Annotated in this window: 15 protein-coding genes; 8 read left to right on the top strand and 7 right to left on the bottom strand. The window is 69.4% G+C overall.

All coding sequences use genetic code 11. From position 1 onward, the window contains the following. Positions 1-12: 12 nt before the first annotated feature. Genes O3I_RS20345 through O3I_RS20320 form a run of 6 tightly spaced genes read right to left on the bottom strand, consistent with a single transcriptional unit; the run spans position 13 to position 5,639 of the window. Positions 13-1,617 carry an acyl-CoA synthetase gene (locus tag O3I_RS20345; protein WP_014984851.1) on the bottom strand — a complete coding sequence of 535 codons (1,605 nt, stop codon included), beginning with the start codon at positions 1,615-1,617 and terminating at the stop codon, positions 13-15. A 24-nt stretch (positions 1,618-1,641) separates the two neighbouring features. Further along, entirely contained in the window at positions 1,642-2,886 is a 1,245-nt protein-coding gene (locus tag O3I_RS20340; protein WP_041564068.1) for a hypothetical protein, read from the bottom strand. A 5-nt stretch (positions 2,887-2,891) separates the two neighbouring features. Next, positions 2,892-3,440, bottom strand: coding sequence for a hypothetical protein (locus tag O3I_RS20335; protein ID WP_014984849.1), 549 nt, complete (start codon positions 3,438-3,440; stop codon positions 2,892-2,894). Further along, positions 3,440-3,646: a ferredoxin gene (locus O3I_RS20330; RefSeq protein ID WP_014984848.1), complete on the bottom strand. Its 207-nt coding sequence runs from the start codon at positions 3,644-3,646 to the stop codon at positions 3,440-3,442. The genes O3I_RS20335 and O3I_RS20330 overlap by 1 nt, the downstream gene beginning before the upstream one ends. Further along, entirely contained in the window at positions 3,643-4,437 is a 795-nt protein-coding gene (locus O3I_RS20325) for an SDR family oxidoreductase (protein WP_014984847.1), read from the bottom strand. The genes O3I_RS20330 and O3I_RS20325 overlap by 4 nt, the downstream gene beginning before the upstream one ends. Next, positions 4,437-5,639, bottom strand: a complete 1,203-nt coding sequence (locus O3I_RS20320; protein WP_014984846.1) for a cytochrome P450 — start codon at positions 5,637-5,639, stop codon at positions 4,437-4,439. The genes O3I_RS20325 and O3I_RS20320 overlap by 1 nt, the downstream gene beginning before the upstream one ends. A 300-nt stretch (positions 5,640-5,939) precedes the next feature. Here O3I_RS20320 and O3I_RS20315 point away from each other — a divergent pair, with 300 nt between their 5' ends. From O3I_RS20315 to O3I_RS20285, 7 genes are all read left to right on the top strand, one after another. Continuing rightward, complete coding sequence (locus O3I_RS20315) at positions 5,940-7,409, top strand: aldehyde dehydrogenase (RefSeq protein WP_041562735.1); 1,470 nt, start codon at positions 5,940-5,942, stop codon at positions 7,407-7,409. Between the two features lie 12 nt (positions 7,410-7,421). Beyond that, a complete protein-coding gene (locus O3I_RS20310; RefSeq protein ID WP_014984844.1) occupies positions 7,422-8,171 on the top strand; it encodes an SDR family oxidoreductase in 750 nt (249 codons plus the stop codon). Beyond that, a complete protein-coding gene (locus O3I_RS20305; RefSeq protein WP_014984843.1) occupies positions 8,168-9,043 on the top strand; it encodes an NAD(P)-dependent oxidoreductase in 876 nt (291 codons plus the stop codon). Before O3I_RS20310 ends, O3I_RS20305 begins: the two co-directional genes overlap by 4 nt. Further along, a complete protein-coding gene (locus O3I_RS20300) occupies positions 9,040-9,444 on the top strand; it encodes a carboxymuconolactone decarboxylase family protein (protein WP_014984842.1) in 405 nt (134 codons plus the stop codon). The genes O3I_RS20305 and O3I_RS20300 overlap by 4 nt, the downstream gene beginning before the upstream one ends. An 11-nt stretch (positions 9,445-9,455) precedes the next feature. After that, positions 9,456-10,925, top strand: a complete 1,470-nt coding sequence (locus O3I_RS20295; RefSeq protein ID WP_014984841.1) for an FAD-dependent oxidoreductase — start codon at positions 9,456-9,458, stop codon at positions 10,923-10,925. A 24-nt stretch (positions 10,926-10,949) separates the two neighbouring features. After that, on the top strand, positions 10,950-11,528 hold the full coding sequence (locus O3I_RS20290; RefSeq protein WP_014984840.1) for a TetR family transcriptional regulator: 579 nt from the start codon (positions 10,950-10,952) through the stop codon (positions 11,526-11,528). Positions 11,529-11,656: 128 nt separating this feature from the next. Beyond that, on the top strand, positions 11,657-13,243 hold the full coding sequence (locus O3I_RS20285; protein ID WP_041562734.1) for a GMC family oxidoreductase: 1,587 nt from the start codon (positions 11,657-11,659) through the stop codon (positions 13,241-13,243). An 8-nt stretch (positions 13,244-13,251) separates the two neighbouring features. On the opposite strand, the gene O3I_RS20280 is transcribed toward O3I_RS20285, so the two are convergent. Further along, entirely contained in the window at positions 13,252-13,599 is a 348-nt protein-coding gene (locus O3I_RS20280; RefSeq protein WP_014984838.1) for a DoxX family protein, read from the bottom strand. 89 nt (positions 13,600-13,688) lie between these two features. Here O3I_RS20280 and O3I_RS20275 point away from each other — a divergent pair, with 89 nt between their 5' ends. Further along, positions 13,689-14,603 (top strand): sigma-70 family RNA polymerase sigma factor, encoded by a 915-nt coding sequence (locus tag O3I_RS20275; protein ID WP_014984837.1) that lies wholly within the window; start codon positions 13,689-13,691, stop codon positions 14,601-14,603. The last annotated feature ends 16 nt before the right edge of the window (positions 14,604-14,619 follow it).

Below are 14,619 nucleotides of genomic sequence, written 5' to 3'. Positions count from 1 at the left end.
GGGGCACACGATTCAGTCCGCCCGATGGTCGGGCGCATGCTCCTCGGTGTGGCGCAGCGCCCAGTGGTAGTCGGGTTTGCCGCTCGGCGTCCGGCCGACCGCATCGACCAACCAGAGCTGCTTGGGCACCTTGTAGCCCGCCAGATGGCGGCGCACGTGCGCGTCCAGCGCCGCGAAATCCAGCGGTCCCGTCACCGACACCACGGCCGCGACCTGCCGTCCCCAGCGCTGGTGCGGTACACCGACGACCACCGCGTCATAGATCCCGGCGTAGGCTTTCAGCACACCTTCGACCTCTTCGACGAACACCTTCTCCCCGCCGGTGTTGACCACCATGTTGCCGCGCCCGAGCAGCGTGACCGTCCCGTCGGGCTCGACCCGCGCCCGGTCGTCGGTGACCACGATCCGCGCGCCGTCGACCGTCTTGAACAGCTTCGCGGACTTCACCGGATCCTTGTAGTAGCCCAGCGGCACCGAGCCGGACTTCGCCAGCCACCCCTGCTCGCCCGGCCGCACCGGCCGCCCGTCGTCGTCGACCACGAGTGAGCCGCGCCCGGTACGCACCCGCGGTCCCTGCCCCGGGTTGTCGTCCTTCTGCGCGAAACCGATACCGCCGAAACCGGTTTCGGACGAGCCGATCGAATCCGTCACAACCAGCGACGGAAACAGCTCCAGCATGGCGTTTTTCACCGGTTGCGAGAGCAACGCCGCGCCGGAACCGACCGCGAGCAGGCTCGACGCGTCGACCGGAGCCGCCCGATACGCGTCGAGCAAGGGCCGAGCCATCGCGTCGCCGGTGATCACCATGACCTGCGGACGGTCCCGGACCACCGTCTGCCACACCCGATTCGGATCGAAGCGCGGTTCGAACACCACCGCGTTGCCCGACCACAGCGCCGTGAACGTCGGCATCATGGCGGCCGCGTGGATCAGCGGCGGCAGTACCAGCCACCGGCTCTGCTCCCCCTGCGCCCCGGCCCTGGACTGTGCGTACTCGTCGGCGACCGGGACGCCGGTATTGAAATCGATCCCGCCGCCGAGCACCCGCCACATGTCCTCTTGGCGCCACATCACGCCTTTCGGCAAGCCGGTGGTGCCGCCGGTGTACATCATGAACAGGTCGTCGGCGCTGCGCTCCAGATCGACCCGGGCGGGCGCGCCCGCGGCCACCGCGTCCGCGTAGTGCACGGCGTCCACGGGCGCGTCGGCGTCCGCGCTACCGTCCGGGACCACGATCCGGTGGCGCAGCAAGGGAATCCGGGCCGCCGCGTGCTGCACGGCCTGCGCGTAGCCCGCGTGATAGACCAGGGCCTGCAGGTCCGCGTTCCGGTAGACGTAGTGCAGTTCCTCGACGCCGTAGCGGTAGTTGATGTTGATCGGCACGGCCCGGATCTTGAAGCAGGCCAGCAGCGTTTCCATGGTCTCGATGCCGTTGTGCATCTGGAAGCCGACATGGGTGCCCCGCCCGATGTCCACCGACGTCAGGAATGCGGCCAGCTGGTTCGCGCGGGCGTCCAGCTCGGCGAAGGTGCGGTTGCGCCCGCCTTCGAGCAGGGCCACGCGATCGGGCATCGCGTCGACGGCGTGCTCGAACAGGTCGGCGAAGTTACGGGCCACGGCAATTCACTCTCTCGATACGGGTTACACCACCGTCAGCGGCAGGGGTGTGCCGCGCTCGGCGAAGACGAAGGCCGCGCCGGTGCTGATCCGGGTCAGTGCGACCTCGGTCGACTCCCGGAACGGATGGTCGGCCCGGGAGAACTCGACGACCAGCGCGTCCGCCGTCACATCGGCTGCGCGCGCGACATATCGAGGGTTCACTCCGCGCGCGATCGCCTCGACGGCCGCCAAGTGCTCGGCGTCGATCAGCGCGGGCCACACGCCATCGGACATCGCGGCGCTGGAGCGGGGAAGCACAAGACGCACACCGGATTCCGCGTCGGCGACGTGCACGCCGGTGTAGGCCACCGGATTCCAGGCCGGGTGCAGCCGCAGCACCGTGGCGAGCGCGGCCGCGTCGTCGCCGAGATCGAGCGCCCGGCGTAGTCGTTCGGCGGTGAGCCCGGCGATCCCCGCGAACTGCTTGCGGCACAGCGCCGTCGCCGCGGCCGGATCGAGCCGGGAGCGCACGGCGATCACGAAACCGAGGGTCAGCAGGTGATGTTGCAGGCACACTTCCTCGGCCAGCCGCACCAGAGCGGACTTCGAGAAGTCGGCGAAGCGCAGATCGCTCAGCAGCGGCCCCGCGTAGTCCGCGCGTCCCTCCTCGTCCGGGTCGATCTCGGCCAGCGGAAGCCGAGCGGCGGCAGAACCCGCCACCAACTCGGCGTGCTGCGGTATCGGCGGCGGCGTATGCGCGGGATCTATGGTGACCGTCCACGCGCACATAGGTTTCCGGTCGGCGGGCGAGCGCGGCGGGCGATGGATCGGCCGCACCCGCGCGTGCGGGTTGGTGGCCAGCGCGGTCGCGTCGAACGTCGGATCCTCGATGTCATGACACATCGCCACTACGAAATCGGGGCCCAGCGGCTCCACGTCCATCAGCGCACCGCAGTGGTCGAGCCAGAACTCCCCGTGCGCGCTGTCCGCGACGCGGAACCGGAAATCCATGAATTGCGGCGGTGCGCCGATATCCAATTGCAGCCCTTTGAAGATCGTCGGCACATCCTCGCCGGCGAAGCCCAGTGCGCGTTGCATCCGTCGGGTGTAGACGGGGCTGGCCAGTTGCCACTCCTCGATGGCGACGGCGGTCATCCCGTCCTTGCCGAAGGCCGCGATGGTGTGTGCCATGCCCGATCGATCGATCAGGTGCCCGCACAGCAGCAATTCGGGCACCAGCACGGCGAGCTGCGCCCTGGTCAGCTGCGCGAAGTTGCTCTCCGGCATCGCATTCACCACAGGGCCGCCGGAGCTTCGCCGATGCGATACCAGCCGGGCAGCGGACCCGCGACCGACCGCTGGATGCGCTGCTGCATGCCCTCGGTGAGCGCGTTGTCCCCGATCATCTCCAGGAACATCTGCGAGACGTTGCCGTAGTCGAAGAAGTCACGCTGCCAAGACCATTGGAAGTCCCCGCCGTAGCGGAACCAGCTGCCGCCGATGCCTTCGGGTGAATAAGGCCGTCCATCGGGCCGTTTCGCCTCCGACACCTGTTTCCAGAAGCCGATGACGGTCCCGCTGCGATCGTCGACCACGAATTCCTGGTACGGATAGGTCCAGCCGTCGAGGCCCTGCATCTCCTGCCCGAGGGCGAGTTCGCGGATCTCGGCGCGGCCGACCGCCATGAATTCCTGTGCGGGGCCGTAGTTCCAACCGTAGGTCGCGTCCTCGGTGTACATCTCGGCGAGCGGCCGCCAATCGCCCAGTTCCTCGCAGCGCCGGTTCTCCAGCAGCCAGCGGCGCACCATCTCGTCCAGTTCCGCCCGGTCGAATCCGGCCATCACGACTCCTCTTTCGTCGACTCGATGGACAGCGCCCGGGTCGGGCAATACCGAACAGCGCGCTCCACCTCGGCGCGGTCGGCCGCGGTCAGGCGGTCGGCCAGGATTTCCACCTTGCCGCGTTTGGGAACCCGGAAGGCTTCCGGCGCCTCGTCCTGACACACCGCGTGGCCCTGGCACAGATCCATGTCCGCGACGACTCTCACTGTCGTTCCTCATCTCTCGGGCGCACCGGCGCTTCCGGCTGCACCTCGACGAGCACCAGGTGCGCGCCCCGCGGCGCCGAGACCACCGCCGCCACCGCGGCCGCGAGATGCTGCGGGCGCAGCATGTTCGGATGCCGGGCGAAACCCCAGTCTTTCCAGGACTCGAGCAGCGGTCCGACCACCTCCGGCGTCGAATCCATCCCCATGCCGGTGAGGGTCGGTCCCGGCCGCACCAGGGACGCGCGAACCCCCGTGCCCTCCAATTCCATGCGCAGCTGGGTGACCATCGCCTCCAGGCCCGCCTTGGCCGCGCTGTACGCGCCGGTGCGCGGGCGCGGTTCGGGCGCGCAATCGGAGCTGATCACGACGATGTCGCCGCGCCGGCGCGCGAGCATTCCGGGCAGCATCCGATGCACCAGCCGGTGCGCACCGCCCAGATGTACCTGGACCTGCCGCAGGAATTTCTCCGGATCCATCTCGTGTACCGGCGAGAACTCGATATCGCCCGCGCTGGAGACCAGGATCTCGATGGGGCCCAGGGCTTCTTCCGCAACCTGCACGAATTCGTCGACCGAGGCGGCGTCGGTGACGTCGAGCGGGTGGGCGAAGGCCGCGCCGCCGTCGGCCCGGATCTTGTCCGCCAGTTCCGCGCACCGGTCGGCGCGGCGCGCACCGAGCGCCACCGGATGCCCGAGCTCGGCCAGCGCGACGGCGGTGGCCGCGCCGATCCCCGAGGACGCCCCGGCCACCAGCGCCGGGCGCCGGACCGGATGCGCTTCGAAACGAGCCACTACCGCACCTCCACCGCGATCGGCAGCTGCGCGAAGCCGCGCACGTTCGACGAATGCACCCGCACCGCACCGGCCTCGTCCACCGTGTACGACCGCACGCGGGACGCGAACTCGCGCAACGCGACCGCGGCTTCCAGCCGGGCCAGGTGCGCGCCGAGGCAGTAGTGCACGCCGGCACCGAAACTGGCCAATCCGCCCTTGTCCGCGCGATCGATGCGGTAGCTGTCGCCGTCGGCGAACACCGCGGGATCGCGGTTGGCCGCGCCGATCAGCAGCAGCACTTTGGCGCCGGCGGGCACGGTCGCGCCGTGATAGTCGAGGTCGGTGGTGGCGGTGCGGGCGATCACCTGACTGGAGGTGTCGTAACGCAGGGTCTCCTCCACCCAGTCCGTGACGTGGGCCGGTTCCGCCGCGACCTTCGCGTACTCCCCCGGGTTTCGCGCGCCCCAATACAGCGCGTTGCCCAGCAGTTTCGTCGTCGTCTCGTTGCCCGCCACCACCATCAGGAACAGGAAGCCGATGATCTCCGCGTCCGACAGTGTGTCACCGTCGATTTCGGCGTCCAACAGCGCCGAGGTGAGATCGGCGGTGGGCTTGCGCCTGCGCTCGGCGACCATCTCGGTGTAGTAGGTGAGCAGCTTGATCGAGGCCTCGATCGAGGCCTGCGGGATATCGAGCACGCCGTCTTCGCGATGCACCACCAGATCCGCGAGCCCGCGGATATCGGCGCGGTCGATCTCCGGCACGCCCATCAGCTCGGAGATCACGTCCATCGGCAGTTTGCCCGCGACCTCGTCGATCCAGTCGAACGCCCCCGCGTCCAATGCCGGCTCGAGGTAGGAAAGCGTCAATTCCTCGATCCGGCCCTGCATTTCGGCCACCCGCTTGGGCGTGAAGCCCTTGTACACCAGCCTGCGCATGCGCAGGTGCCGCGGATCGTCCATCGCCAGGAACGACATCACCCGGTGCGCGTGCGGACCCCAGGCGGCCGGGTCGAGGGAGACCCCGTTGGCGCTGGAAAGCCTTGCGCTGTCCCGGAATCCGGCAGTGACGTCGGCGTGCCTGGACAGTGCCCAGAAGTCCAGGTCGGCGTTGTAGTAGAGCGGCGCCTCGGCGCGCAGCCGCCGGTAGGTCGGGTACGGGTCCTCGTGGAAGCGGTAGTCGTACGGGTCGAACGTCAAGGGTTCCAGGGCGGCAGTCATCGAGACCGCCGCTCATTCGAGAACAAGTTCCCCCGACCGATACGCTCCGACACAGCCACCGGAAACACATAACTGGACATGTGTCTGGACAGTACCATCGGCACCCACCTCCGACAACGGTTCCGCTGGAATACCACCACCATTGCGCACCGAGACGCCGACGCGCCCGAGAACGGCACAGATTTCGCGACACGGCCGTACCGGGTCGCGCAGAATGGTCGAAATAGAACGGGTTCTTGCCCATGATCGACGGTTCAGCTTATATTCCGTACACCTGTCCAGACAGCATCGGAGCAATGCATGAACAGCCTTATGCCCGGGGCCGGGACACGGCAGCTGATCGGCGGCAAGCTGGTCCCGGGCGGTAACGGGGTCTTCAGCACGGTGAACCCGGCGACCGAGCAGGTCCTCGGGCAGGCCGCCAATGCGAACGCCGCCGACCTGGACGCCGCCGTCGTCGCGGCCCGCACCGCCTTCGACGAGACCGACTGGTCGCGCGAGCACGGATTTCGCGCGCACTGCCTCGAACAGCTGCGCACCGCACTGCAATCCAGAATCGAAGACCTGCGCGAACTCACCATTGCCGAGGCGGGCGCGCCCGCCATGTTCACCCGGGGACCACAGCTGGAAGGGCCGATCGCGGACCTGACCTACTCGGCGGCGATGGCCGAAACATATTCGTGGGAAACCGATCTCGGCGCCGCCGCGCCGATGGGCATCAAGACCCGCAGGGTCCTGCGGCGTGAGCCGGTCGGCGTGGTCGGCGCGATCACCCCCTGGAACTTCCCGCACCAGATCGTCTTCGCCAAACTCGGCCCGGCCCTCGCCGCCGGGAACACGGTGGTGCTCAAGCCCGCTCCCGACACCCCGTGGTGCGCCGCGGCGGTCGGCGCGATCATCGCGGAGCAGACCGATATCCCCGCCGGCGTGGTGAACATCGTGACGTCGGCGGACCACGGTCTCGGCGCGCGACTCACCGAACACCCGCTGGTGGACCTGATCAGCTTCACCGGCTCCACCCAGACCGGCCGTGCCGTGCTGCACGGCGCCGCGGCGACACTGAAGAGGACTTTTCTGGAGCTGGGCGGCAAATCGGCGTTCGTCGTGCTCGACGACGCGGATATCGCGGCCGCCTGTGCGGTGGCGGCGTTTTCGGTGTGCGTGCACGCCGGACAGGGCTGCGCCATCACCACCCGGTTGCTGGTGCCGCGCGCCGCCTACGCCGCGGCGGTGGACGCCGCCGCCGCGACGCTCGCCGGGATCAGACCCGGCGATCCGGCCGATCCCCGCACGGTCTGCGGCCCGCTCATCTCCGAGCGGCAGCGGGCACGCGTGGAGCACTATCTGGAGATCGCGCGCGCCGAGGGCGGCCGCGTGGTGATCGGCGGCGGCCGGCCGCGGGACCGCGCACGCGGCTTCTACTTCGAGCCGACACTCGTTGCGGACGTGCCGAATTCGGCCACTGTCGCGCAGGAGGAGATCTTCGGCCCGGTCCTGGTGGTGCTGCCGTACGACGGTGACGAGGACGCCGTGCGGATCGCGAACGACTCCCCCTACGGCTTGTCCGGTTCGGTGTGGGGCACCGACCCCGAACGCATCCGCCGCGTCACCGAGGGGGTGCGGACCGGGACGCTGAGCGTGAACGGCGGCGTCTGGTATTCCGCCGACGCACCGTTCGGTGGCTACAAGCAGTCCGGCATCGGCCGCGAGATGGGCGTGGCCGGGTTCGAGGAGTACCTGGAGACCAAGCTCATCGCCACCGCCGGATAAAGGAGCACAGTCATGACCCGATTCACGGGAAGGTCCGTCATCGTCACCGGTGCGGCCCAGGGCATCGGCGCGGCCTATGCCGCGGCGCTCGCCACCGAGGGCGCGAAAGTCGTTGTCGCCGACAAGAATGCCGAGGCGGGCCGGGCCACGGCGGAAAAGATCACCGCCGACGGCGGCACGGCGGTCTTCGGTCAGGTCGATGTGGCCGATCCCGAATCCGCGGCAGCGCTGGCGGAATTCACTGTCGCGGAGTTCGGCGGCATCGACCACCTGGTCAACAACGCGGCGATCTACGGCGAAATGAAGGTCAACCTCCTGCTGACCGTGCCGTGGGACTACTACAAGACCTTCATGAGCGTGAACATGGACGGCGCGCTGACCATGACCAGGGCCGTCTGGCCGCACATGCGCAAGAAGGGCGGATCGATCGTCAACCAATCGTCTACGGCCGCATGGATGTACTCGAGTTTCTACGGGCTGGCCAAGGTCGGCGTCAACGGTCTCACCCAGCAGCTCGCGTTCGAGCTCGGCGGTTCGAAGATCCGGATCAACGCCATCGCCCCCGGACCGATCGACACCGCGGCGACGAAGGCCGTCACGCCGGAGCCGATCGTGTCGGAGATGGTCAAGCGGCTGCCGATCCAGCGCATGGGCACACCGGCCGATCTGGTCGGCGCGTGCCTGTTCCTGCTCTCCGACGAGGCGGGCTGGATCACCGGGCAGATCTTCAATGTCGATGGCGGGCAGGTGTTCCGGTCATGAATCAGCCCCGGATCGGCTTCATCGGGCTGGGCGCCATGGGCGCGCCGATGGCGCGGCGGCTGCTCGCCTGGCCGGGTGGACTGACGGTTTGCGACGTGCGTCCGGCGGCGGTACAGCAGTATGTCGAGGCCGGTGCCGCCGTGGCCCGGACCGCGGCCGAACTCGCCGAGCAGGCCGCCGTGATCTCGGTGGCGGTCGTGGACGACGATCAGGTGCGCGAGGTGCTCACCGGCCCCGACGGGGTGCTGCGCACCGCCGCGCCGGGCACCGTGGTGGCCGTGCACTCGACGATCAGTGACCAGACGGCGGAGCAGCTCGCCGCCGAATGCGCCACGCACGGTGTCGAATTCGTCGACGCGCCGATCAGCGGCGGTGCGCCCGGCGCGGCGAAGGGCAGGCTCGCGGTGCTCATCGGCGGCAGCGAAACTGCCTACGCCGCCGTGCGCGAGCCGTTCGGCTGCTTCGCCGATCTGATCGTGCACGCCGGGCCGGTGGGTGCCGGAACGCGAATGAAGCTGGCGCGCAACATACTCCATTTCGTCGCCTTCACCGCCGCCACCGAGGCGCAGCGGCTCGCCGAGGCGGCGGGCCTCGACCTCACAACCCTGGGCAAGGTGGTCCGCCACTCCGACGCCGTCACCGGCGGTCCCGGCGCCATCATGCTCCGCGACCGCACCGCCCCGATCGCCGAGGGCGACTTCTGGTTACCCATCCTGCGCCACGTGCGCGATCTCGGCGAGAAGGACCTCGGGCTCGCGCTCGAGCTCGGTGCCCGGCTCGACGTGGCGCTTCCGCTGACCGAACTCGCCCGCGCGCACCTGGGGACCGGGCTGGGCGTCGGCGCTTCGACCTCCGAAAGGGAATCCGCATGACCGACAACGGTTCCGCCGAGACCACGCGCCGGCGCGGCCTGGCCAAGATGGCCGAGGTCTACGGCACCGAATTCCAGGACTACCCCGGCAGTCACTTCGCCGTCACCGCCGACCATCTGTTCGCCGACATCTGGTCGCGCACCGCGCTGTCGATACGGGACCGCAGGCTGTTGCTGCTCGGCGCGCTCACCGCGCAGGGCGCCATCGACACCGCGGGCATCCAGATCGGCGCCGCGCTGCGCAACGACGAACTCACCGAGGAGCAGTTGCACGAGATCGCGGTGTTCCTCTGCCACTACGTCGGGTGGCCGAACGGCACCAAACTCGACCTGTTGGTGGGCAAGATTGTGGCGCAGCAGCAGAAGGCCGCCCGCGCCGAGCACGACGACCGCACCGAGTGAAGGAACGAAACATGACCGATGCCAATGCCCTTCGCCCCCTGCGCGCGAGCGCGGTCACCGAATGGGACCTGCGGGCCGACGTCGTCGTCGCCGGATACGGCATCGCCGGGGTCTGTGCGGCGATCGAGGCGGCGCGCGCGGGCGCCGAGGTGCTGATCCTGGAACGGACCGGCGGCTGGGGCGGCGCGGCGGCAATGGCGGGCGGATTCATCTACCTCGGCGGCGGCACCCCCTTGCAGCAGGCGCTCGGCTTCGAGGACACGCCGGAGAACATGGAGACCTTCCTGCTCGCGGCGCTGGGCCCCGGCGTGGACCAGGCCAAGATCGCCGACTACTGCCGGGGCAGCGTCGAGCACTACAACTGGCTGGTGGCCAACGGAGTGCCGTTCCGCGAAGCCTTCTGGGGCGAGCCCGGCTGGGAACCGCCGCACGACGAGGGGCTGATGTATTCCGGCGGCGAGAACGCCGCGCCGTTCAATGCCCTCGCCAAACCCGCGCCACGCGGGCATGTTCCGCAGATGGCGGACAAGAAGATCGGCCGCAAGAGCGGCGGCTACATGTTGATGAAGCCGCTCGCGGAGACCGCCGAATCCCTCGGCGTCCGAGTCGAATACGACCTGCGCATCGGCCGGTTGGTGGTGGACGACGACGATCGGGTGGTCGGGGTGATCGCCCGGCGTTACGGCAAGGAGGTGGCGATCCGCGCCGAGCGCGGACTCGTCCTCGCCACCGGCAGTTTCGCCTATCACCAGCAGATGATCGAGGGCTACGCGCCGCGGCTGATCGGCCGACCGGCCGCCGCGATCGAGGAGCACGACGGCATCGGCATCCGGGTCGCCCAGGCGCTCGGCGCGGAGCTGGCACACATGGACGCGACCGAGGTGGCGTTCTTCGGTGACCCGCAGTTGCTCGCGCGCGGCATCCTGGTCAACGGTCGCGGGCAGCGGTTCATCGCCGAGGACACCTATCCCGGCCGGATCGGGCAGGCGACGCTGATCCAGCAGGAGAACCAGGCGTTCCTCGTCATCGACGAGACGGCCTACGAGGCCGGACTCGCCACCGAGACGTCTACCCCGTTCTTCCGCCAACCCCCGACCTGGGCGGCGGAGACGGTCGCGGAACTCGAGGCCGACATGGGTCTGCCCGAACTCGCCTTGCAGGCGACGGTCGACTGCTACAACCTGCACGCCGCTTCGGGCAAGGACCCGCTGCTCGGGAAGAAGCCGGAATGGGTACGGCCGCTACGCGGTTCGCTGGCCGCGTTCGACATGCGGGGTTTCACCGCGGGTTTCACCCTCGGCGGGCTGCGCACCGACCTGGATTCGCGGGTGCTGCACGTCTCCGGCGCGCCGATCCCCGGGCTCTACGCCGCGGGGCGGTGCACCTCGGGGCTCTGCGCGGGCGGGTACGTGAGCGGCGCGTCGCTGGGTGACGGCAGTTTCTACGGCCGCAGGGCGGGTCTGGCCGCGGCCAAGAACTGACCGGCCGTAGTAGTATCCGGTCACATGTCCGAACCCGAGTCCATCACGCTCGAGGCGACCCGGCGCAGGTTGTCCGGGAAGCAGGCCGACACCGTCGACAAGCTCACCAGGTCGGCGGTGGAAGTGCTTGCCCGCGAAGGGTTTGCAGGCATGACCATCCGGTTGGTCGCGGCCGCCGCGGGAGTCGGGGCCGCGACCGCCTACACCTACTTCTCCTCCAAGGAGCACCTCGTCGCCGAGATCTTCTGGCGGCGTTTGATGTCGGCGCCCTCGCCCGCGAGCGAGGACCAGGACGCGACCGTTCGGGTCGTCGCCGAACTGCGCAACATCGCCATGCTGGTCGCCGACGAGCAGGAGCTGTCCGGCGCGGTCACCAGCGCGTTGCTCGGCCGCGACCCCGACGTCGAGCACCTGCGCGGCCGCATCGGCGCCGAGATCCGGACCCGGATCATCCGCGCTCTCGGCCCGGACCCGGACCTCGACGTCGTGGAATCTCTGGAACTGCTGTACGCGGGGGCACTGGTGCGCGCGGGCATGGGGTACGGCTCCTACTCCGAGATCGCCGACCGGATCGAGAAGTCGGCTCTGCTCATCCTGCGCTGAGTCCGGCACAGGTCGACGCATGCCGTCGGCCGCGCCGGTGTGACTTGGCTCCGGTTATAGCGAAATCGAACCCCGCGTCCCGTGTTGCTCGTATCTTGCTCATAGGCAGCGCGGATCGGAGTGGGACAGTGCAACCAGGTGGGCTTACTGCGGATTACGTGATCGTCGGTTCCGGATCCGCGGGGGCGGTGCTGGCGAACCGGCTCAGCGCCGACCCGGGCGTCTCGGTGGTGCTGTTGGAAGCGGGTCCGCGGGACAAGAACAAATTCGCGCACATCCCGGCCGGATTCGCGAAGCTGTTTCGTTCCAAGGTGGATTGGGACTACCTCACCGAGCCGCAACCGGAGCTGAAGAACCGGCAGATCTACTGGCCGCGCGGCAAGATGTTCGGCGGCTCGTCGTCGATGAACGCGATGATGTGGGTGCGGGGCTTCCGCGCCGACTACGACGAGTGGGCCTTGCTGGCCGGCGACGAATGGGGATTCGCGGCCGCCGTCGACCAGTTCCGGCGGATCGAAAAGGTCGAGGACGCACAGTATCCAGACGAGGGCGCCGACGGCCTGATCCACGTCTCCCGTCAGCGCAGCCCCCGCGCCTCCACCGCGGCTTACCTGACCGCGGTGCAGGAGGCCGGATTCGGGGTCGAACCGGCGAATCGGCCGGAGCCGGAAGGCTTCACCCAGACGATGGTCACCCAGCGCGGCGGCCGGCGGTGGAGCACCGCCGACGGCTATTTGCGCCCCGCGCTGCGCAGGCCCAACCTCACCGTGCGCTCCGAAGCGCTCGCCACCAGGGTGCTCTTCGACGGAACCCGCGCGACCGGCGTCGAATACCACCAGGGCGGCGGGCCGCACACGGTGACCGCGCGCCGCGAAGTGGTGCTCTGCGGGGGCGCGATCAACAGCCCGCAGCTGCTGATGCTTTCGGGCATCGGCGACCGGGACGAGTTGGCGCGCCAGGGTATTCGCGCGCTACATCACGCTCCGGAGGTCGGCGCCAACCTGCAGGATCATCTCGTCGCGGGCATCGGTTACGGCGCTGCGGGCGATACCCTGTTCGGCGCCGAGAAGCCGCGGCAGCTGCTCGACTACTTCCTCCGCCATCGCGGCATGCTCACCTCGAATGTCGCCGAGGCGTACGGCTTCGTCCGCAGCACACCGGATCTCGACATCCCGGACCTCGAGCTGCTCTACGCACCCGCGCCCTTCTACCACGAAGGTCTCGTCGACCCGACCGAGCACGGCGTCATCTTGGCGACGGTGCTGCTGCGCCCGCACAGCCGGGGCCGCATCACCCTCTCGGCGCCGGATCCGGCCGCCAAGCCGGTGATCGACCCGCGCTATCTCTCCGACAGCGCGGGCGCCGACCGGGCCGCGATCATGGCGGGGCTGCGCATCTGTGCCGATATCGCCGAAACCCCGGCAATGCGGGCGGTACTCGGCCCGCTGATCTATCCGCCCCAGGCGCCCAGCGACCTCGAGGCCACCCTCGAACTGACGCTGAACGGCTACTCGCACACCCTGTATCACCCGGTCGGCACCTGCCGGATGGGCACCGACGCCGCCAGCGTCGTCACGCCACGCCTGGAAGTGCGTGGCGTGCAAGGACTTCGCGTGGCGGACGCCTCGGTGATGCCGATGCTGATCCGCGGGCACACGCACGCGCCCGCCGTCTTCATCGGCGAGCAAGCGGCGCGGTTCATCCGCAACGGCTGAGCGGCGGGTCAGCTCAGCGCGTAGAGCGCGACCGAACCCGCGGCCAGCGCGAGATACGGCAGCGGGTAGCCGACATCGGCGTATGCGCGGGCGCGCAGCACGGTCGCGAGCGCGCCGAGGAAGTAGAGCACCAGGCAGATCCCCGCGGCCAAGCCCAGCGGCCGGAACACGAACCCGGCCAGCAGCCCCAGCGCACCGGCCGCCTTGATCGCCGCCAATGGATAGAGCGTCCACTCCTGCAAGCCGTAACTCTTCATGTTGGCGCGCACCCACTCCGCGCGGAACACGTCGATCCCGCCGGCGATCAGCATGGCCGCCGCGGCGGCCAGGGTGACGAGGACATAGGCAATGGACATGGTCGGACCCTCCTGTTTTCGGTGCGGGATCGGTCTGCGATCGTGGATCCCTCGAGCATGTGACGAGTGCCGGAACGGAAAGGTGACCGATGCCTAACCAGGACGTGCTGGCCCGGCGCTTCGAGTCGCACCGCGCCCGGCTCGGCGCGATCGCCTACCGCATGCTCGGCTCGGTCGCCGAAGCCGAGGACGCGGTGCAGGAAACCTGGCTGCGCCTGGTCAAGGACGACGCCGTGCAGCCCGACAACCTGATCGCCTGGCTCACCACGGTGCTGTCCCGGATCTGCCTGGACATGCTGCGTGCCCGCGCCACCCGCCGCGAGGACCCGCTGGATCTGCGCGCCGAGCTGGGCGATACCGCCTACGACGCCGATCCCGAGCAGGAAGCCCTGCTGATCGATGCGGTGGGCCGGGCCCTGCTGGTGGTGCTGGATACGCTGCACCCGGACGAGCGGGTGGCGTTTGTGCTGCACGATCTGTTCGCCGTCCCGTTCGAGCAGATCGCGCCGATCGTGGGCCGCACGCCCGCGACGACGAAGAAGCTGGCCAGCCGGGCCCGGCAGCGCACCCGCGGGGAAACCCGGGCGCCGGCAACCGAACTCGCCGAGCAGCGCCGCGTGGTCGAGGCCTTCCTCGCCGCCGCGCGCGAAGGTGACCTGGGCGCGCTGCTCGCCGTGCTCGCCCCCGATGTGGTCCGCGTGGCCGACCCGGCCGCGTTGCCCGCGGGCATGGCGGCGATCGTGCGCGGCGCGCAGGCGGTGGCGCGGGAAACCGTACTGCTGCAACGCCGTTCCCGGGTGGCGGCGCTCGCGCTGGTCGACGGCGCCGTGGGCCTCGTGGTCGCGCCGCGCGGGCAGCTGCTGCTCGCGCTCGTCGTCACGGTGCGCGCCGAACGGGTCGCGGGTTACGAGGTGATCGCCGATCCGGCGCGCCTGCGCGCCCTCGACTTGGGCGTATTGCCCGCTTGTGACCCGTCACAACCACCGACCGACCAGTCTCTGTGAGACGTAGAGAAGACGG

The sequence above is a fragment of the Nocardia brasiliensis ATCC 700358 genome (assembly GCF_000250675.2).
GTDB classification, from domain to species: domain Bacteria; phylum Actinomycetota; class Actinomycetes; order Mycobacteriales; family Mycobacteriaceae; genus Nocardia; species Nocardia brasiliensis_B.
Note: the sequence above shows the minus strand (reverse complement) of the source record. Positions and strands in the feature narration are given on the sequence as shown.